The sequence below is a fragment of the Pseudonocardia nantongensis genome (assembly GCF_046546495.1).
Taxonomy (GTDB): domain Bacteria; phylum Actinomycetota; class Actinomycetes; order Mycobacteriales; family Pseudonocardiaceae; genus Pseudonocardia; species Pseudonocardia nantongensis.
The window spans coordinates 91,020-110,402 of sequence record NZ_JBKGXT010000010.1 but is presented as its reverse complement, the minus strand read 5'-3'; the positions used below and the strand labels follow the sequence as shown (position 1 = coordinate 110,402).

The 19,383-nt window shown below is 75.6% G+C and carries 15 protein-coding genes and 1 riboswitch; of the genes, 8 read left to right on the top strand and 7 right to left on the bottom strand.

Annotation, left to right across the window (positions count from 1 at the left end; genetic code table 11):
• Positions 1-28 precede the first annotated feature (28 nt).
• On the top strand, positions 29-433 hold the full coding sequence (locus tag ACLFMI_RS13015; RefSeq protein WP_410948080.1) for a nuclear transport factor 2 family protein: 405 nt from the start codon (positions 29-31) through the stop codon (positions 431-433).
• A gap of 77 nt (positions 434-510) precedes the next feature.
• On the opposite strand, the gene ACLFMI_RS13010 is transcribed toward ACLFMI_RS13015, so the two are convergent.
• Entirely contained in the window at positions 511-4,224 is a 3,714-nt protein-coding gene (locus ACLFMI_RS13010; protein ID WP_410948079.1) for a cobaltochelatase subunit CobN, read from the bottom strand.
• A gap of 115 nt (positions 4,225-4,339) precedes the next feature.
• Positions 4,340-4,420: riboswitch (cobalamin riboswitch) on the bottom strand.
• A gap of 109 nt (positions 4,421-4,529) precedes the next feature.
• A complete protein-coding gene (locus ACLFMI_RS13005) occupies positions 4,530-6,104 on the bottom strand; it encodes a PucR family transcriptional regulator (RefSeq protein ID WP_410948078.1) in 1,575 nt (524 codons plus the stop codon).
• A 92-nt stretch (positions 6,105-6,196) separates the two neighbouring features.
• On the opposite strand from ACLFMI_RS13005, the gene speB reads away from it, so the two are divergent.
• The 6 genes from speB to ACLFMI_RS12975 all read left to right on the top strand — a co-directional run bounded on the left by speB (position 6,197) and on the right by ACLFMI_RS12975 (position 13,553).
• Positions 6,197-7,141: an agmatinase gene (gene speB, locus ACLFMI_RS13000; protein ID WP_410948077.1), complete on the top strand. Its 945-nt coding sequence runs from the start codon at positions 6,197-6,199 to the stop codon at positions 7,139-7,141.
• A gap of 3 nt (positions 7,142-7,144) precedes the next feature.
• Positions 7,145-8,599 carry a sodium:solute symporter family protein gene (locus tag ACLFMI_RS12995; protein WP_410948076.1) on the top strand — a complete coding sequence of 485 codons (1,455 nt, stop codon included), beginning with the start codon at positions 7,145-7,147 and terminating at the stop codon, positions 8,597-8,599.
• A 103-nt stretch (positions 8,600-8,702) separates the two neighbouring features.
• Complete coding sequence (locus ACLFMI_RS12990) at positions 8,703-9,719, top strand: C40 family peptidase (protein ID WP_410948075.1); 1,017 nt, start codon at positions 8,703-8,705, stop codon at positions 9,717-9,719.
• Positions 9,720-9,980: 261 nt separating this feature from the next.
• Positions 9,981-11,237, top strand: a complete 1,257-nt coding sequence (locus ACLFMI_RS12985) for a precorrin-3B synthase (RefSeq protein ID WP_410948074.1) — start codon at positions 9,981-9,983, stop codon at positions 11,235-11,237.
• 70 nt (positions 11,238-11,307) lie between these two features.
• Positions 11,308-11,946 (top strand): precorrin-8X methylmutase, encoded by a 639-nt coding sequence (locus tag ACLFMI_RS12980; protein ID WP_410948073.1) that lies wholly within the window; start codon positions 11,308-11,310, stop codon positions 11,944-11,946.
• Positions 11,943-13,553 (top strand): precorrin-2 C(20)-methyltransferase, encoded by a 1,611-nt coding sequence (locus ACLFMI_RS12975; protein WP_410948072.1) that lies wholly within the window; start codon positions 11,943-11,945, stop codon positions 13,551-13,553. The genes ACLFMI_RS12980 and ACLFMI_RS12975 overlap by 4 nt, the downstream gene beginning before the upstream one ends.
• Before the next feature lie 87 nt (positions 13,554-13,640).
• On the opposite strand, the gene ACLFMI_RS12970 is transcribed toward ACLFMI_RS12975, so the two are convergent.
• Positions 13,641-14,258 (bottom strand): HAD-IA family hydrolase, encoded by a 618-nt coding sequence (locus tag ACLFMI_RS12970; protein WP_410948071.1) that lies wholly within the window; start codon positions 14,256-14,258, stop codon positions 13,641-13,643.
• A 143-nt stretch (positions 14,259-14,401) separates the two neighbouring features.
• On the bottom strand, positions 14,402-15,151 hold the full coding sequence (locus ACLFMI_RS12965) for a cobalt-precorrin-6A reductase (RefSeq protein ID WP_410948070.1): 750 nt from the start codon (positions 15,149-15,151) through the stop codon (positions 14,402-14,404).
• A gap of 18 nt (positions 15,152-15,169) precedes the next feature.
• On the opposite strand from ACLFMI_RS12965, the gene ACLFMI_RS12960 reads away from it, so the two are divergent.
• Positions 15,170-15,835: a haloacid dehalogenase type II gene (locus ACLFMI_RS12960; RefSeq protein ID WP_410948069.1), complete on the top strand. Its 666-nt coding sequence runs from the start codon at positions 15,170-15,172 to the stop codon at positions 15,833-15,835.
• 9 nt (positions 15,836-15,844) lie between these two features.
• On the opposite strand, the gene ACLFMI_RS12955 is transcribed toward ACLFMI_RS12960, so the two are convergent.
• Genes ACLFMI_RS12955 through ACLFMI_RS12945 form a run of 3 tightly spaced genes read right to left on the bottom strand, consistent with a single transcriptional unit; the run spans position 15,845 to position 19,325 of the window.
• Complete coding sequence (locus ACLFMI_RS12955) at positions 15,845-17,029, bottom strand: ROK family protein (RefSeq protein ID WP_410948068.1); 1,185 nt, start codon at positions 17,027-17,029, stop codon at positions 15,845-15,847.
• Entirely contained in the window at positions 17,026-18,552 is a 1,527-nt protein-coding gene (locus ACLFMI_RS12950; protein WP_410948067.1) for a sugar ABC transporter permease, read from the bottom strand. Before ACLFMI_RS12950 ends, ACLFMI_RS12955 begins: the two co-directional genes overlap by 4 nt.
• The gene (locus ACLFMI_RS12945) at positions 18,552-19,325 is read right to left on the bottom strand and encodes an ATP-binding cassette domain-containing protein (RefSeq protein ID WP_410948066.1); all 774 of its coding nucleotides are present in this window, start codon (positions 19,323-19,325) and stop codon (positions 18,552-18,554) included. The genes ACLFMI_RS12950 and ACLFMI_RS12945 overlap by 1 nt, the downstream gene beginning before the upstream one ends.
• Positions 19,326-19,383: the final 58 nt, after the last annotated feature.

Here is a 19,383-nt window from a genome sequence, read left to right as displayed (position 1 = left end):
CTCACGTCATGCTTGTTGGCTCCGAACCGTGCCGGGCCGGACCGTGCTGACCCCCGAGGACCACTGGGCGATCCGGTCGCTGCTGGCCGACTACGGCCACGTCGTCGACGACCACGACTGGGACCGCGCGCACGAGGTCTTCGCCGAGGACTTCGTGTTCGACCGCAGCGCCACCGGGGGCCGGGACCTGCACGGCGCCGACGACGTCATCGCGACCTTCAAGGGTCGCAACATGTACGCCCACGTCACCACGAACACGACTCTCGACGAGCAGCCGGACGGCACCGTGCGTGCGCACAGCAAGTTCATCGGCTTCCCGAACGACGGGTCGCCGGTGACCGGCGACTACCACGACGAGATCGTCCGCACCCGGGCCGGCTGGCGGCTGCGCCGGCGACGGGCCGAGATCCGCCGGCGCAAGTTCTTCGACTGATCCGCGGTCGCCCGGATCGAGGCCCCGGGGCCGGCCGTCCGTCCACGGGTCGCGGTCCGTGGGCGACGGCAGCGGCCTCAGCCGTCGTCCTCCAGATCGCCCTCGGTCTCCAGGTACGCCTGCCGCAGCGCGTCCAGTGTGGACGTCTCCGGCGACTCCCACAGGCCCCGGTCGGCCGCTTCGAGCAGCCGCTCGGCCATCCCGTGCAGCGCCCACGGGTTGGAGTCGGTGAGGAACTTGCGGTTCTCCGGATCCAGCACGTACTCGGAGGTCAGCGTCTCGTACTGCCAGTCGGCGATGACGCCGGTGGTGGCGTCCCAGCCGAACAGGTAGTCGACGGTCGCGGCCATCTCGAAGGCGCCCTTGTAGCCGTGCCGGCGCATCGCGGCCATCCAGCGCGGGTTGACCACGCGGGCCCGGAAGACCCGGGCGGTCTCCTCGTGCAGGCTGCGGGTGCGCACCGACTCCGGGCGGGTCGAGTCGCCGACGTAGGCCTCCGGCGCCGACCCGGTCAGCGCGCGCACCGTGGCGACCATGCCGCCGTGGTACTGGTAGTAGTCGTCGGAGTCGGCGATGTCGTGCTCGCGGGTGTCGATGTTCTTCGCCGCGACGGCGATCCGCCGGTAGGCGTTCTCCATGTCGTCGCGGGCCGGGACGCCGTCCAGGCCACGGCCGTAGGCGTAGCCACCCCAGGTGGAGTAGACCTCGGCCAGATCGGCGTCGCCGCGCCAGTCGCGCGAGTCGACCAGCTGCAGCAGGCCCGCGCCGTAGGTGCCCGGCTTGGAACCGAAGATCCGGGTGCGGGCGCGGCGCTCGTCGCCGTGCCGCGCCCGGTCGGCCAGCACGTGGGCGCGGACGTAGTTCTGCTCGGCCGGCTCGTCGAGTCCGGAGACCAGCTCGACGGCGTCGTCGAGCAGGGCCAGGACGTGCGGGAACGCGTCCCGGAAGAACCCGGAGATCCGGACGGTGACGTCGATCCGCGGCCGGCCCAGCTCGTCCAGGTCGATCACCTCGAGGTCCCGGACGCGGCGGCTCGCGTCGTCCCACACCGGACGGACGCCGAGCAGCGCGAAGACCTCGGCGACGTCGTCACCGGAGGTCCGCATGGCGCTGGTCCCCCACACCGACAGACCCACCGAGCTCGGGTACTCGCCGTGGTCGGCCCGGTAGCGCTCGACCAGCGACTCGGCCATCGCCTGCCCGGTCTCCCAGGCCAGCTTCGAGGGCACCGCCTTGGGGTCCACCGAGTAGAAGTTCCGCCCGGTCGGCAGCACGTTGATCAGCCCGCGCAGCGGCGACCCGGACGGCCCGGCCGGGATGAACCCGCCGTCGAGGGCGTGCAGCACCCGGTCCAGCTCGTGGGTGGTGGCGTCGAGCCGGGGGACGACCTCGTCCGCGGCGAACCGGAGCACCGTCTCGACGGCCGCCGGGTCCGCGCCGGGGAGCCCCGCCGGGGTGTCCCGAGGGGCGCCCTCGTCTCCGCCGGGGCCCCGAGGGTGCCCTTCGGAGCCGGAGCCGGAGCCGGAGCCGGAGCCGGGGGCCGAGCCGGAGCCCGATCCGGGGGCGCCGAGGTGCCCGGCGACGACGTCCGGTGCGGCGGCGGCGTCCCAGCCGCGCGCCTCCATGCCGGCGACCAGGGCCCTCGCCACCCGCTCGACGCCGTCGGTGCGGGCCCCGGTCTCGGAGCCGTCCTCGACCAGTCCGAGCGACTGGCGCAGGCCCGGCACCGACTGCTCGCCGCCCCACATCTGCCGCGCACGCAGCATCGCGAGCACCAGATCGACCCGCTGCTCCCCCTCCGGCGCCAGCGCGAGTACGTGCAGGCCGTCCCGGATCTGGACGTCCTTGATCTCGCACAGCCAGCCGTCGACGTGCAGCAGCATGTCGTCGAAGACGTCCTCGTCCGGGCGCTGCTCCAGGCCCAGGTCCTTGTGCATCTGCGCCGCGGTCATCAGCGTCCAGATCTGCTGGCGGATCGCGGGCAGCTTGGCCGGGTCGAGCGCGGAGATGTTGGCGTGCTCGTCGAGCAGCTGCTCCAGCCGCGCGATGTCGCCGTAGCTCTCGGCGCGGGCCATCGGCGGGATGAGGTGGTCGACCAGGGTGGCGTGCGCGCGCCGCTTGGCCTGGGTGCCCTCACCCGGGTCGTTGACCAGGAACGGGTAGACCAGCGGCAGGTCGCCGAGCACCGCGTCGGTCCCGCAGGACGCCGACATCCCCAGCGTCTTGCCGGGCAGCCACTCCAGGTTGCCGTGCTTGCCGATGTGCACGATCGCGTGCGCGCCGAACCCGCCGTCCGCCGCCGGCGCGGCCAGCCAGCGGTAGGCCGCCAGGTAGTGGTGCGACGGCGGCAGGTCCGGGTCGTGGTAGATCGCGACCGGGTTCTCGCCGAACCCGCGCGGCGGCTGCACCATCAGCGTCACGTTGCCGCTGCGCAGCGCCGCGACGACGATGTCGCCGTCCGACACGTAGTGCTCGCCCGGCGCCGCACCCCAGTGCTCCTCCACCCCCGCACGGAAGTCCTGCGGGAGGGTCTCGAACCACGACCGGTACACCGAGCCGGAGATCCGGATCGGGTTCCCGGCGAGCTGGGTCTCGGACAGCCAGTCCGGGTCCTGCCCACCGGCCTCGATCAGGGCATGCATCAGCGCGTCGCCGTCACCGGCCTCGACGCCCGGGAAGTCTCCCGTGTCGTATCCGGCCGCCGCCAACGCCCGGATCAGCGCGATCGCCGACGCCGGGGTGTCCAGCCCGACCGCGTTGCCGATCCGCGCGTGCTTGGTCGGGTACGCCGACAGCATCAGCACGATCTTCTTGTCCGCGTTCGGGACCCGCCGCAGGGTCGCGTGGTTGACCGCGATCCCGGCGACCCGGGCGGCCCGCTCGGCGTCCGGCACGTAGATCGACAGACCGTCGTCGTCGGTCTCCTTGAACGAGAACGGGACCGTGATCAGCCGGCCGTCGAACTCGGGGACGGCGACCTGGGTGGCGACGTCCAGCGGGGACAGCCCGTCGTCGTTCTCCTCCCAGGAGGCACGCGACGACGTCAGGCACAGCCCCTGCAGGATCGGGACGTCCAGCGCGGCGAGCGCGGCGACGTCCCACTCCTCGTCCTCGCCCCCGGCCTGCGCGGACGCAGGCTTGGTACCGCCGGCGGCGAGCACGGTGACGACCATGGCGTCGGCCTGCCGCAGCTCGTCGAGCATCGCCGCCGGGGCCTGACGCAGCGACGCGCACCAGATCGGGAGCGGACGGGCGCCCTTGGCCTCGATCGCGTCGCAGAGCGCCTCGACGTAGGTGGTGTTCCCGGCCAGGTACTGGGCGCGGTAGAAGAGCACCGCGACGTATCCGCCGTCGTGCTCGACGGCGCGCCGCTCGAGGACGCCCCACTCGGGCAGCTCGACCGGCGGCGCGAAGCCTTCGCCGGTGAGCAGCACGGTGTCGGAGAGGAACGCGTGCAGCTGCGCCAGGTTCTCGGTGCCGCCCTGCGCGAGGTAGGTGTGCGCCTCCGCGGCGATCCCGGCCGGGGTGCTGGACAGCTCCATCATCTCGGCGTCCGGGGCCATCTCGCCGCCCAGGCAGACCAGCGGGGTGGGCCGGGCCCGCAGCAGGTCCAGGCCCTCCTCGAAGTACCGGTAGCCGCCGAGCACCCGGACGACGACGACGTCGGCCGCGTCGGCCATCTCGGCCAGCTCGTCGCGCGTCACCCGGTTCGGGTTCGCGAGCCGGTAGTCGGCACCCGAGGACCGGGCTGAGAGCAGGTCGGTGTCCGAGGTGGACAGGAGCAGGATCACCGGGTGCCCCCGGTGCGGGCGGGCGTCATCATCCGGACCTTCCTCGGGATCCTCGTCCCGGGAGCAGGTGGGCCCGCGCGCCGGGCGGCGTGCGGGCGGGCGCGGCGAGCGGTGACAGTGTCTGGCTGTCCGCGGCGCCGGGGACGGAGCGCGGGTCACAGTGGCGGGACCGCGCCGGACTCGCACCGGCTTCCTGCATTCCCGCCCGCCGTCTTCGGTTGTGGGCTCACCTTCACGGGCGGGCTCGTGTCCCGTCAAGCAAGGCCGCGCCTCCGGTGGTGATCCACACGCCCGGCCCGGCGGGCTCAGCCGCCGTCGCCGGCCCGGCCGAGGTCGCGGGCGCGCAGCGCCAGCCACAGCTCGTGCCGGTCCTGAGCCGAGTCCAGCCGCCGGCCGCTGATCCGCTCCGCGGCCTCGATCCGGTTCCGCACGGTGTGCCGGTGCACGCCCAGCCCCGACGCGGTCGCCGCCCAGTGCCCGTTGTGCTCGACGAACGCGGCGACCGCGCGCACGAGCTCCGCGCCGCGCGGATCGGCGTCGAACGGACCGAGGACGGCGTCGGCGAACCCCCGTAGCCGGTCGCGGTCGAGCAGGGCGAGCAGCATCCGGCTGGAGGCGACGTCGTCGGCGTGCGCGGGGCGTCCGGTCAGCCGGGCCACGGGCAGCGCCGAGCGTGCCTGCCGCAGCGACACCGCAAGGGCGCCGGGCCGGACGGCGATGCCGATCCCGGCAGGCCGCTGCGCGGAGAACGCACCGAGGACCGCCTCCAGGTCCACCGACGCCGGCACCGCCAGCTCCACCCGCCCGGCCGCGTCGTCCGGCCCGTCGGAGCCCTCCGCTCCGGGGGCGACCCGGACCAGCGCGTCCGGCAACACCGCGGCCAGATCGGCGGCGAGCTCGTCCGGGCGCGGCGCCGCGACGACGGCGGCCCGCAACGCCGTCTCCGGCACTCCCGCGGCGGCGAGCCGGCGTCCGGCGACGTCGTCGTCGACCACGCCGCGGTCCAGGGCGGCGAGCAGCCGTGCCCGGTCCCGACGAGCCGCGGAGTCCAGGCCGAACCGGCGTTCGAGCTCCAGCGACAGCAACGAGACCAGGTCCCCGGTGACCTGGTGAGCGGGAGCGCCGGCCGGGCCGTCGATCAGCAGCAGGGCGCGGATCCGGCGCGCGCCGAGCGGGTGGACCTCCCGGCGGCGCGCCTCGCCCGGCGGCGCGGGCGTCACCTCGACCGCTGCGCCGAGCAGGCCCTGCCCACGCACGTCCGCGACGGTCGTCGCCAGCTCCCCGGCCAGCTCGGCCGCACCCTCGACCGGTGCGGCGGCCAGCACCCGTCCCAGCAGGTCCACCACGACCCCGGCCCGGCCGGTCGCCCCGGCGTGCGCGGCCAGCACCGCCTCCGCCCCGCCCGGCGCGACGGCAGCCGCGGTCAGTGCCCGCCGGGTGCGCAGCGCCCACTGCAACCGCGCCCGCTCGGCCGCGTGGCGGTGGGCGAACACCGCCTTGGTGACGGCGATGAACGGCACCCCGTCGGGCACCGACAGCAGCGGCAGTCCGGCCCGCCGCGTCGCGGTGACCAGCGCCGGCGGGGTGCGCCGGTGCGGCAGGTCGGCGCCGAGCCCGATCCCGAGCGCGACGACGCCGTGCGCGCGCAGGTGCCGGGCGTAGGCCGTCAGGCCGTCGACGTCGGCGGGCAGCAGGAACCCGACGGTCAGCAGCAGCTCGCCACCCTGCAGCCAGCCGCCCGGCTCCACGAGCTCGGACACCGCCGCGGCGGCGACGGACACGTCGAGGTCCGCGTCGTCGACCGCCTCACGACCCAGCCGCAGCGCCGGGTCGGCCAGCAGGGCCCGCAGGGTCACGCCGTCGGGCGGCATGGACGTCATGTCGAACATGATTGCGACGAGTTCGACGTTCTGTCACTTCTTCCGGCGGCAGGTGGGGAGGACGGTGTGCCGAACCGCACAAGGAGGTCCCCATGCCCGTCGGCCCGGTCGACGCCAGCACCGTCCCCCGTTTCGCCGGTCCCGCCACGTTCGCCCGCCTACCCCGTCTCGACGAGGTCGACCGTGCGGACGTCGCGGTACTGGGGTTGCCGTTCGACTCCGGGGTCTCCTACCGGCCGGGCGCGCGGTTCGGGCCCGCGCACGTGCGGGCGTCGTCGAAGCTGCTGCGGCCCTACCACCCGCCGCTGGGGGCGGCGCCGTTCGCGGCGCAGCAGGTCGCCGACGCCGGCGACCTCGGCATCAACCCGTTCGACATCGCCGAGGCGGTCCGGACGATCGAGGAGACCGCCGACCGGCTGCGCGCGGACGGGACGACGCTGCTCGCCCTGGGCGGCGACCACACGGTCGCACTGCCCCTGCTCCGCTCGGTGGCGCGCACGCACGGCCCCGTCGGTGTCGTCCACTTCGACGCGCACCTCGACACCTGGGACACCTACTTCGGCGCCGACATCACCCACGGGACGCCGTTCCGCAACGCCGCCGAGGAGGGACTCCTCGATCCGGCACGCTGCCTGCACGTCGGCATCCGCGGGCCGCTCTACTCCGAGCAGGACCTGACGAACGACGAGGTCCTGGGCTTCCAGGTGATCCACACCGACGCGTTCCAGACCGACGGGCTACCGGCCGTCGTCGAGCGGATGCGGCAGCGGGTGGGTACCGGGCCGGTGTACGTCTCGGTCGACATCGACGTCCTCGATCCCGCGCACGCCCCCGGCACCGGGACGCCGGAGGCCGGGGGGTTGACCAGTCGGGAACTGCTGCACGTGCTGCGCGCGCTGGTCGGCACCGACGTCGTCGGCGCCGACGTCGTCGAGGTCGCCCCGGCCTACGACCACGCGGAGGTCACCGGCATCGCGGCCGCGCACGTCGCGTACGAGCTGCTGTCCGTGCTCGCCGCCAACCGTTCGGAGGGCTGAGCCGTGGACGTCACCGTCGTCGTCCTCTACCTCGCCGCCATGATCGCCTTCGGGTTCTGGGGGCGCCGCCGTACCCGTGACCGCAGCGACTTCCTCGTCGCGGGACGCCGGCTCGGGCCGTGGCTGTACTCCGGGACGATGGCCGCGGTCGTCCTCGGCGGGGCCTCCACCATCGGCGGGGTCGGGCTGGGCTACGAGTACGGCATCTCCGGGATGTGGCTGGTCGTCGCGATCGGCAGCGGGATCCTGGTGCTGTCGTCGCTGGTCTCCGCCCGGATCCAGCGGCTCGGGGTGTTCACCGTCGGTCAGATGCTGGAGCTGCGCTACGGCACCGGCCTCGGCGCGCCGGCCGGCGTCGTCATGTGGGCCTACACGCTGATGCTCTCGGTGACCTCGACGATCGCCTACGCGACGATCTTCGGCGTGCTGCTGGACATCGGCCGGGTGCCCGCGATCGTGGTCGGCGGGATCGTGGTCGTCATCTACTCGACCCTGGGCGGGATGTGGTCGGTGACGCTCACCGACTTCGTCCAGTTCCTGATCCAGACGATCGGGATCTTCCTGGTGCTGTTGCCCGTGGTGCTGTGGCGGGCAGGCGGCTGGGACGGCCTGGCCGCGGCGGTCCCGGCCGACGCGCTGTCGCTCACCTCCATCGGGGGCGGCACGATCCTCACCTACTTCGTGACCTACGGCTTCGGCCTGCTCATCGGGCAGGACATCTGGCAGCGCGTGTTCACCGCCCGCTCCCCCGGTGTCGCGCGCTGGGCCGGCGTCGGTGCGGGCGTCTACTGCCTGGCCTACGGCGTCGCCGGCGCGCTGATCGGGACCGCCGCCCAGGTCATCGTGCCCGGACTGGCCGAGCGGGACGACGCGTTCGCCGCGATCGTCGACGCGGCGATGCCGCCCGTCGCGGCCGGGCTGGTGCTCGCCGCGGCGCTGTCCGCGGTCATGTCGACCTCCAGCGGCGCGTTGCTGGCGACGGCGACGGTGTTCAAGCAGGACCTGCTGGGCCGGTTCCGGCCGACGTCCGGCTCCGACGACGAGCTGGCCGGGAACCGCTGGGCGGTCGCGGGGTTCGGCGTCGTGGTGATCGTGCTCTCCGGCCTGCTGCAGGACGTCGTCGCCGCACTCACCCTCGCCTACGGCATCCTCGTCGGCGGCCTGCTGGTGCCGATCATCGGCGGGCTGGTGTGGCGGCGCGCCACCCGGGCCGGGGCGCTCGCCGCGATGGCCGCCGGCACCGTGGCGACGCTGGCCACGATGCTCGCGCTCGGCGACCTCTACGCCAACGAGCCGGTGTTCGCCGGCATCGGGTCCGGGCTGGTCGCGTTCGTCGTCGTGTCGCTGCTGACCCGCCCGACCGGCGACGACGTCCGGGCGGAGTGGGACCGCCGCAGCGGCCGGTCCGCGGACCCGGTCTCCCCCGACGCGGGCCCGCTCCGTCACCGGCCCGGATGACCGTCCACCCCCGACCGGGGGGCCCGCCGGTGTGCCTGCGGGCGGGACGCGCGGTGCGCCCGCAGCCTGGCGGCGCACCATCCCGGCCAGCGGAGGAGCCCCCGTGCCCGTGCGTCCGCCCTCACCGCTCCGCGCGCTGCGCCGGGTGACCGCACTGCTGCTCGCCTGCGGTGTCACCGCCGGCCTGCCGCTGTCCGTCGCGCACGCCGGGCCGGAGCTCCCGGCGGCCGACCGGGCCCACGTCGACGTCTCGGTCGCGACCGTCTGGACCTCGCCGACCAGCCCGCGCGCGCAGGACCGGGCGGCCGTGAGCTCCCCGGCCGACCCGGCGGGCTGGCTCTCGGCGATGACGGTGGCCGACCGCCGCGAGCTGACGACGGCGTCCCGCACCCAGACCCAGGTCCTCTACGGCGCCCCGGTACGGGTGCTCGAGCGGCAGGACGGGTGGGCGCGGGTCGCGGTCCCGGACCAGCCCAGCGGCAAGGACGACCGCGGCTACCCCGGATGGATCCCCCAGGCCCAGCTCACCGACTCCGCCACCTTCGCCGGGCTGGCCGCGACGCTGCCCGCGGGGACCGTCGACGGTGTCGCCACTACTTGGCTGCACCGCGACACCGCGCGCACCGAGCGGCTGCGGGAGGTCAGCGCCGGGACCCGGCTCCCGGTCCTGGCCGGCGGGGGCGAGTCGGTGCAGCTCGCGCTGCCCGAGGGCGGGACCGCCTGGACCGACGCCGGGCACGTCCGGGTCGGCGACGCGGCCGCGCCCACCGGCCCGGACCTGGTGCGGACCGCGCGGCTGTTCCTGGACCGGCCCTACCTGTGGGGCGGGCGGTCCGGGTTCGGCCCGGACTGCTCGGGGCTGACCGGGCTCGTGCACGCCCTGCACGGCGTCACGATCGGCCGGGACGCCTCGGACCAGGCCCGCGGCGGGCGTCCGGTCGACCGGGACGCGCTGCAGCCCGGCGACCTGCTGTTCTGGGGCTCCCCTGCCACGCACGTCGCGCTGTACGCCGGGGACGGGACCATGATCGAGGCGTTCGACGCCGCGACGCCGGTCCGGCTCACCCCGGTCCGCACGGACTTCTCCGCGGCTCGCCGGTACCTGCCCGACGCCCCCTGAGCCCAGGATGATCGAAGAGCAGTCACGTGCCGTTCGGCGACCTCCGCGCCCGTCCCGAGGCGGGCGGTGCGCTGGCCGACACCTACAGGCCGACGCCGGGTACGCGGCCGACGCGAACGCCGCTCCGGCGGCCGGCAGCTCGGCGCACCGGGCGCCTGCGCGGGGCGCCGGCCGTGCGGTCGGGCCGGTCCGCGCCGTGTGACCGATCCCGCCGCGTCCGGGCGGGCCGGATCACGATCGACGCCGCCTAGAGTGACGGTCGTGCCGACGCCCGCCCGCACCCGCACCGACGCCTGCCCCGGCGTCGTGTCGCCGCACCTCGCGGCGGACGGTGCGCTGGCCCGGGTCCGGCTGCCCGGCGGGGTCGTCGGCGCGGACCCGTTCCGGGCGGTCGCCGAGCTGGCCGACGCCGCCGGCGACGGCGCGGTCCACCTGACCTCGCGCGGCAACCTGCAGCTGCGCGGCCTGGACCCGGGCGACCCGCGCCCGGTGGCCCGGCTCGCCGCGGCCGGGCTGCTGCCCTCGACCACCCACGAGCGGGTCCGCAACGTGCTGGCCTCCCCGCTGTCCGGCATCACCGGCGGGCTCGCCGACGTCCGCGGTCTCGCCGCCCTGCTCGACGTCGGCCTCTGTGCCCGCCCGGCGCTCGCCGGCCTGCCCGGCAGGTTCCTGATCGCCCTCGACGACGGCCGCGGTGACGTCGCCGGCGAGCGCCCCGACCTGTCCTGGGTCGCCGGCTCTGCCACCGGCGGCGAGCTGCGGGTGACCGGCACCGGCACCGGCCTGACCTGCTCGCCGGCCGGTGCGCCCGGCCTGCTGCTCGACGCCGCCGAGGTGTTCGTGGCGCTGCGGGACGAGCACGCCGCGGACCCGGACGCCCGCGCCTGGCGCGCCGCGGAGCTCCCGGACGCCGCCGCGAGGATCGCCACCGCCCTCCGGGACCGAGCGTCCCGATCCGCCCCCGCCGACGCATCCGCGGCCGGTCGAGCGTTGCCGAACGGCGATCCGGACGACGATCGCGCAACGCTGGGCGCCGGGCGAGCCGGTCCGGCGGTGGGGACGCTGGACGGCGCCGCGGTGGGAGCGGCGCCGGTACTGGGTGAGCTGTCGTCGGCGCAGGTGCGCACGCTCGCCGACCTCGCCCCGGAACTACTGGTCACGCCGTGGCGGACGCTCGTCCTGCCGGCGCCGCACCACCCGTCGAGCGTGCTCGGCGTGCTGCGGGACGCGGGCCTCGTCGTCGACCCGGCTCATCCCGCGCTGCGGGTCAGCGCGTGCGCCGGCGCACCGGGGTGCGCGAAGTCGCTGTCCGACGTCCGCGGGCACGCCCGGGAGCTGATCCGGCTCGGCACCGAGCGGGCCGTGCACGTCGCCGGCTGCGCCCGTCGCTGCGGCGCCCCGCACACCCCACACGCCGACGCCGTCGCCACCGGCCCGGCGTCCTACGAGATCGACGGTCTGGCGCGGGGCCTGCCGGCACCGACCGACCTTCCGGAACCGACCGAGGAGCACCGCTGAGCGAGCTTGCGAGCGCATCATCGACACAGCGCCTGCGCGCAGCGCCGACCGAGCGCAGCGAGGGAGTGCGATGAGCGGGTACGACTACATCACCGACGGCGCCGAGATCTACCGGCGCTCGTTCGCGACGATCCGCGCCGAGGCCGACCTGTGCGGGCTGCCGCCGGGTATGGCCGACGTCGCCGTCCGCATGATCCACGCCTGCGGGCAGGTGGACCTGCCGGCCGACATCGCCGCGTCGGACGGCGTCGTCGAGAGCGCGCGCCGGGCGCTGAAGGACGGCGGACCGATCCTCTGCGACGCGACGATGGTCGCCTCCGGCGTGACCGCGGCCCGGCTGCCCGCCGGCAACGAGGTGCTGTGCCTGCTGCGCGACCCGCGGGTCCCCGAGCTCGCGGCGCGCATCGGCAACACGCGCTCGGCCGCGGCGCTGGAACTGCTCGCGGACCGGTTCGAGGGTGCGGTGGTCGCGATCGGCAACGCCCCGACGGGGCTGTTCCACCTGCTCGACCTGATCGACCGGGGTGCCCCGCGACCGGCCGCGGTCCTGGGCATCCCGGTCGGTTTCATCGGCGCCGCCGAGTCCAAGCAGGCCCTCGCCGCGCGCACCGACCTGGAGTACCTGGTCGTGCACGGCCGGCGCGGCGGCTCGGCGATCACCGCGGCGGCGCTGAACGCGCTGGCCCACGAGCAGGAGATCATCGCGTGAGCCCCGACGTACGTGGTCCCGCGGAGGGGCCGGACAGCACTGCGGGCACCCTGTACGGCGTCGGGCTCGGCCCCGGCGACCCGGAACTGACCACCATCAAGGCGGCCCGCCTGGTCCGGGACGCCGACGTGCTCGCCTACCACTCCGCCCGGCACGGCCGCTCGATCGCGCGGCGGATCGCCGAACCGCACCTGTCCGGCACCGCGATCGAGGAGGCGCTGGTCTACCCGGTCACCACCGAGGCCACCGACCATCCCGGCGGCTATCAGGGCGCGATCGACGACTTCTACGCCGAGGCCGCCGCCCGGCTCGCGGCGCACCTGGACGCCGGGCGCGACGTCGTCCTGCTCGCCGAGGGCGATCCGCTCTTCTACGGCTCCTACATGCACATGCACAAGCGGCTGGCCGGCCGCTACCGCACCGAGGTCGTCCCCGGCGTCACCTCGATCAGTGCCGCGTCGGCCGCGCTGGGCAGGCCGCTGGTGGAGCGGGACGAGGTGCTCACCGTGCTGCCCGGGACGCTGCCGCGCGACGAGCTGGCCCGCCGGCTGGCCGACACCGACTCGGCCGCGGTGATGAAGCTCGGCCGCACCTTCGGCGCCGTGCGCGACGCCCTGACCGATTCCGGGAAGCTGGACCGGGCCCGGTACGTCGAGCGCGCCACCATGCCGGACCAGCGGACCGGGGCGATCGCCGAGGTCGACCCGGGCGAGGTGCCCTACTTCGCGATCGCGCTGGTCCCCGGCGAGGTCGCGTCCTCGGTGCCGGACGCCGAGCGCCGCGTCCTGCCGCCGGGCGACCCGGTCGAGGGCGGCGTCCCCGGCGCGGGCGAGGGCGGTGTCCGCGGCCCGGGCGAGGTCGTGGTCGTCGGGACCGGTCCGGCCGGGCGGGACTGGCTGACCCCGCAGGTCGCCGCCGCGCTCGCCGAGGCCGACGACCTCGTCGGCTACGGGCCCTACCTGGACCGGGTCCCGCCGAACCCGCGCCAGACCCGGCACGCCTCGGACAACCGCGTGGAGTCCGAGCGGTCCGCACACGCGCTCGAGCTGGCCGCGTCCGGCCGCCGGGTCGCGGTCGTCTCGGCCGGTGACCCCGGCGTGTTCGCGATGGCCACCGCCGTGCTGGAGGTCGCGGCCGAGCCCAAGTACCGCGACGTCACGGTCCGAGTGCTGCCCGGGCTCTCCGCGGCGCAGGCGGTGTCGGCGTCGGTGGGCGCCCCGCTGGGCCACGACCACGCGCTGATCTCGCTGTCCGACCGGCTCAAGCCCTGGGACGTCGTCGCCGGACGGCTGGCCGCCGCGGCCGCCGCGGACCTGGCGATCGCGATCTACAACCCGCGGTCGAAGGCCCGTCCGTGGCAGGTCGGCGCGGCCCGCGACGTGCTGCTCGAGCACCGCGCGCCGGAGACCCCGGTGGTGCTGGGCCGCGACGTCGGCGGCGCGGGCGAGCGGATCACCGTCACCACGCTGGGCGAGCTGGATCCGGAGCTGGTGGACATGCGCACGCTGGTGATCGTCGGATCGTCGACCACCCGGGTCGTCGAGCGCGGCGGCGCACCGGTCGTGTTCACCCCCCGCCACTACGGCTCCGGGACGACGACCGGCTGACCCGCGCCGCCCGGCCGGCCGGGACGGCGACCGGTCGAGATGTGCTGCTCCGCCGGCCGGGCTCGGGCGCCGGGTGGAAAGCCCTGCTCAGCGGGCCGGGACGGTGAGGCCGAGCAGCCCGGCCAGCGCGGTCAGGTCGGCCGGGCGCACGTCGCCGTCCAGTCCGCGCAGCGCCGCGGTGCGGGCCCCGGCGGCGCGGCCCGCGGCGAGGCCGGCCTCGGCGTCCTCGACGACCAGGCACTCCCCCGGCGACACCCCGAGCGCGGTCGCGGCAGCCCGGTAGCCCTCGGGGTCCGGCTTGCCGCGGGCGATGTCGTCCCGGGCCACCAGCACCGGAGGATCGATGCCGGCCGCGGCCAGCCGGGCCCGGGCCAGCCGCCGGTCGGCGCTGGTCACCACGGCCCATGGCACCCCGGCCGCGGTGAGCGCGGCGAGCAGGTCGTGCGCGCCGGGCAGCGCGGTGACGTCGTGCAGGTCGTCGTACTGCAGCGCCAGTTGGCGCGCGGCGGCCGCGTCCAGCTCGGCACCGGTCAGGTCCGGGCGCAGCAACCGGATCGTGCCGTCCGCCGGGACCCCGTGCGCGACCGCGTCCAGCGCCTCCGCCGGCACCCCGTACTCGCGGGCCCACGCCGACCAGGAGCGGGCCACCGCAGCGTCGGACTCGACGAGCGTCCCGTCCATGTCGAACAGCACCGCTGCGACCACCGGCCACCCCTTTCACTCGTCCTGCGAGGATATCGGAGGTGCGACGAGCACCGTCGCCGCGCACGCCGCCCGCGCCGCTCCGAGGGGCACCCTCGGGACATCCGGAGCGCCGGGGTGCCGGGCCGTCGAACCCGAGGCCGGGCTCACTCGAGGAGGCGGGCCACGGCGTCGTCCACGGTGCACACGGCGGGCACGCCGCCGGGCAGCGGCGGGCGGTCCACCAGCACGACCGGCACCCCGCGCTCCCGGGCCGCGGTGAGCTTCGGCGCGGTCGCGGTCCCGCCGGAGTCCTTGGTGACCAGCACGTGCGGGCGCACACCGTCGAGCAGGGCGCGCTCGGCATCGAGGTCGAAGGGGCCGCGGTCGAGCAGCAGGGTGTGCCGGGCAGGCAGCGGCGGGTCCGGCGGGTCGACCGAGCGGATCCAGAACGCGGCGTCGACGCCGGCGAACCGGGCCAGCCCGCCGCGCCCGGTCGTCAGCAGGACCCGACCGTCGCCGGGCAGCAGGGCCGGGAGCGCCGCGGCGGCGGCGGCGACCGAGCCGACCCGGTGCCAGCGGTCCCCCGGCCCGGCCGTCCAGCCCGGCCGGCGCAGCACCACCAGCGGAACGCCGGCCGCCGCGCAGGCGGCGGCCGCGTTCGCGGTCATCCCGGCCGCGAACGGGTGGGTCGCGTCCAGCACTCCCGCCACCCGCTCCGCGCACAGGTACGCGGCCAGCCCCTCGGCCCCGCCGAACCCGCCGACCCGCACCTCGCCGTCCGGCAGTGACGGTGCGCGCACCGCCCCGGCCAGCGACGACACCACCCGCACCCCCGGCCGTCCGGCGAGTGCCGCGGCGGCCGCCCGGCCCTCGGTCGTGCCGCCGAGGACGATCAGCGTGCGCGGAGCTCCCACACCCGCCAGGGTAGGCGGATGGCGATCACGACCGTGGTGTTCGACGTCAACGAGACGCTGTCCGACCTGACCCCGCTGTCCGAGCGGTTCACCGGCCTCGGCGCCCCCGAGTGGGTGGCCCCGTACTGGTTCGCGAGCACGCTGCGCGAGGGCATCGCGCTGGCCGCCGGCGGCGAGCTGCGGACCTTCGCCGAGATCGGCCGGGAGACCGCGGCGCAGCTGCTGCGCCGGCACGGCTCCGGCGCCGATCCGGACGACGGCGCGCGGCAGGTCCTGGACGGTTTCCTCGCGCTGCCGGTGCACCCGGACGTGCACGCCGGCGTCGCGGCGCTGCGCGCGGCCGGGCTGCGGCTGGTAACGCTGTCCAACGGCGCCGCCGGCGTCGCCGAACGGCTGCTCGGCGAGCACGGGCTGCGCGACGAGTTCGACGCCGTCCTCTCGGTCGAGGACGCCGGGATCTGGAAGCCCGCTCCCGCCGCCTACGAGCACGCGCTGCACGTCTGCGGGATCGAGCCGTCCGAGGCGGTGCTGGTCGCGGTGCACCCGTGGGACCTGCACGGCGCGCAGCGGGTCGGGATGGCGACGGCCTGGCTCGACCGGCACGACGAGCCGTGGCCCGGCCACCTCACGGCGCCGACCTTCACCGTCAGGACCCTGCCCGAGCTGGCGTCCCGGCTGGACTGAGCGACCCGCTCAGACGGCCCCGAGCACCGGTTCGAACGCCAGCTCGGCCGCGCCGACCAGGGCGCCGTCGCGGCCGAGCGGGGACACCGCGACCCGGGTGCCGCCGACGGCGCGGCTGACCAGGCTGCGCCGCTCGACCTGGGCACGGACCCGGTCGACCACCGTCGGGGGCAGGGCACCGAACAGGTCACCGAGCACGACGAGCTCGGGCGCCAGCATGTTCACCACGGTCACCAGCCCGGCCGCCATCCACCCGGCGTAGTCGCCGAGCAGCTCCTCGGCGCGACCGGGCACCGCGGCCAGCGCGCGCAGCTCGGCGACCAGCACCCCGCGCGGGGTGTCCTCGGGCAGGTCGAGCGCCCGGCACAGCGCCGGCTCGCCGACCTCGGTCTCCCAGCAACCCTGCGCACCGCAGAAGCACTCCCGCCCGTCCGGGCGGACCAGCAGGTGACCGAGCTCGCCGACGTAGCCGCCGGTGCCGCGCAGCGGACGCCCGCCGGAGATCACCCCGCCGCCGACACCGACGTCCGCGGACACGTAGACCATGTCGGCGGCGTCCCGGCCGGCCCCGCGCACGTGTTCGGCCAGCGCCCCCAGCTCGGCGTCGTTCGCGACCTGCACCGGACGGCCGAGGACGCCGGCGAGCCGGGTGCCGAGCCCGACGTCGCGCCACCCCAGGTTGGGTGCCTCGTGCACGAATCCGTCCGCACGCCGCACGACGCCGGGCACCGACACCCCGACGCCGTGCTCGGTCACCCCGAGCTCGTCGCGCAACAGGTCGGCCGACTCGGCCATGTGGGTGATCACCTCGCCGGGCAACCGGGTCGTGCGGTGCAGGTTCCAGCTGTGCCGGCCGAGGATCTGCCCGCCGATCCCGACCATCGCCAGCGCGACCTGGTCCACCCGGATGTCGACGGCGAGCACCACGGCCGCCTGCGGGTCGGGCAGCACCAGCAACGACGGCCGCCCGGCGCCGGAGCGCCGGGCCGGGACGGCCTCGGACACCACCCCGGCCTCGGCGAGCCCGTCCACCACCGACTTGATCGTGCTGCGGTTGAGGCCGAGCTCGCCGGCCAGGGTGGCGCGGGTGCACGGGCCGTCGACGTGCAGCCTGCGCAGCAGGGCCGACCGGTTGTGCCGGCGCGCGTCGTCGGGACGGGTGCCCGAGTGGGCACCGGGGTTGGTCGTGGTCACCGCCCGGTGGCCACCGATCGTCGCCGGGACAGCACGTCGACCGCCGCGGCCAGCAGCAGCACCAGGCCGGTCACCACGAACACGACGGCGGCCGGCTGCTTGAGCAGGCCGAGACCGTTCTGCACGGTGGCCAGCACGGTGCCGCCGATGACGGCGTAGCTGATCCGTCCCCGCCCGCCGAACAGCGACGTCCCGCCGATCACCGCGGCGCCGACCGCGAACAGCAGGGTGTTGCCACCGCCGGCGGCCGGGTTCACCGAGCCGATCTTCGACGAGTAGACGATCGCGCCGATCGCCGCGAACGCCGTCGAGATCACGAACACCGAGGCCCGGATCCGGACGACGTCGATGCCGGCCCGGCGGGCCGCCTCCCGGTTGCCGCCGACGGCGTAGACGTGCCTGCCGAAGCGGGTCCGGTCGAGCACCCAGGTGCCCAGCACCAGCAGGACCAGCACGATCGGGACGACGTAGGGCACGCCGGCGATCGCGACGACGCCCGGCGAGCGGTTCTGGACGAGCGCGAACGTGGCGAGCCCGCCCAGCACCACCACCGCCCCAATCTTGATCAGTACCAGCCCGGTCGGCCGGGCGACCAGCCCGGCGCGGAGCCGGGAGCGCTGGCGGACCAGCTGGACCGCCGCGTAGCCGCCCGCGGCCACCACGAACAGTACCCAGGACGCGGTGACCGACAGGTTCCCGTTGGCCACCGCGTTGATCAGGGGATCGCGCAGGGCGAGGGTGCCGCCGTCGCCGATCAGCTGCAGGATCACGCCCTGCCAGGTGATGAACAGGGCCAGGGTGACCACGAACGACGGCATCCCGACCCGGGCGACGAGGAAGCCGGTGAGGCAGCCGATGACGACACCGGCGCCGATCGCGAGCCCCATCACCGTCCACGCGGTCGCCGGGACGCCCACCACCAGCAGCACCGCGGTGAGCAGGCTGATCACCGTCCCGGCCCACACCCGGACCAGCGCGGCGAGCGCGGCCGCGACCAGCATCACGATCACGAGCAGCACGAACACGACCGTCCCGGTGGCGCCGAGAACGTTGCCGTCGTTCACCAGGTGCAGCGCCATCAGCGCCGCCGCGAGCCCGGACGCGGTGCCCGCCGCGAGGTCGATCTCCCCGGTGAGCAGCACGAACACCAGGCCCATCGCGATGATCGTGGGGCCTGCGCCCTGCTGCAGGAGGTTGGCCAGGTTGAGCAGGCTCGGGAAGGTGCCGCCGGAGTCCAGGACGGTGAACAGCACGAACAGCGCGGCCAGGCCGAGCAGCGCCGGCAGCGTGCCGAGCTCGCCGGCACGCAGTCCCTTCAGGTAGGCCCCGACCGCCTCGGAGGTGGTGTGCGCGGTGGTGTCGATGCCGAAGTCGGCGGCCCGGTTGCCGGGGTTCGTCCGCTGCGCGGCGCTCGCCGGCGCCGCCTGCTCTCCCGCCCGGTCGGTCCGGCGGTCGGTCACGATCGGTCCGTCGGTGGGCTCCACGGGGTCGGGCTCGGGTCCGGAGCCGGGGCGGCCCGCCATCAGACGGTCTCCGACTCGGGCCGGGCCAGTCCCAGCTCGCCGGAGCGACCGGCGGTGATCAGCTGGACGACCTGCGAGTGCGTGACGTCGCGGGTCGGCACCTCGGCGACCATGCGGCCGAGATAGAGGCAGGCGATCCGGTCCGAGACCTCGAAGACGTCGGCCATGTTGTGGCTGATCAGCAGGACGGCGAGGCCCTGCTCGGCCAGCCGCCGGACGAGGTCGAGCACCTGGCGGGTCTGCGCGACGCCGAGCGCCGCGGTCGGCTCGTCGAGCAGGACGACCCGGGAGTCCCAGAGCACCGACTTGGCGATGGCGACGGTCTGCCGCTGCCCGCCGGACAGTGAGGCCACCGGGGTCCGCACCGAGGTGACGGTCCGGACCGAGAGCGACGCGAGCGTGTCGCGCGCCGCCTGCTCCATCGAGCCCTCGTCGAGCATCCAGGGCCGGCCGCGCTCGCGGCCCAGGAACATGTTCTGGACGATGTCGAGATTGTCGGCCAGCGCGAGGTCCTGGTAGACGACCTCGATGCCGAGCCGGGCGGCGTCCGCGGGCGCGCCGAGCGTCACCGGCGCACCGTCGAAGACGATCTCACCGCCGTCGATCGGGTGGATGCCCGCGACGCACTTGACCAGGGTGGACTTGCCTGCGCCGTTGTCACCGACGAGTGCGGTGACCTCGCCGGCGCGGACGGTGAGGTCGACGTCGTGCAGGACCCGCACCGCGCCGAAGTTCTTGGACACCCGGCGCAGGGTCAGGATCGGTTCGGCCATGGCCGTCCCTCCGGTAGGGCCCGGCCGTGGCGGGAGGTCGTCCCGCCACGGCCGGAGG

Bases quoted from the DNA above. Each gene is read 5' to 3' on its own strand.
- ACLFMI_RS13005 (WP_410948078.1), bottom strand. From the start codon at position 6,104: ATGACGTCCATGCCGCCCGACGGCGTGACCCTGCGGGCCCTGCTGGCC.
- ACLFMI_RS12950 (WP_410948067.1), bottom strand. From the start codon at position 18,552: ATGGCGGGCCGCCCCGGCTCCGGACCCGAGCCCGACCCCGTGGAGCCC.
- speB (WP_410948077.1), top strand. From the start codon at position 6,197: ATGCCCGTCGGCCCGGTCGACGCCAGCACCGTCCCCCGTTTCGCCGGT.
- ACLFMI_RS12945 (WP_410948066.1), bottom strand. From the start codon at position 19,325: ATGGCCGAACCGATCCTGACCCTGCGCCGGGTGTCCAAGAACTTCGGC.
- ACLFMI_RS12960 (WP_410948069.1), top strand. From the start codon at position 15,170: ATGGCGATCACGACCGTGGTGTTCGACGTCAACGAGACGCTGTCCGAC.
- ACLFMI_RS12980 (WP_410948073.1), top strand. From the start codon at position 11,308: ATGAGCGGGTACGACTACATCACCGACGGCGCCGAGATCTACCGGCGC.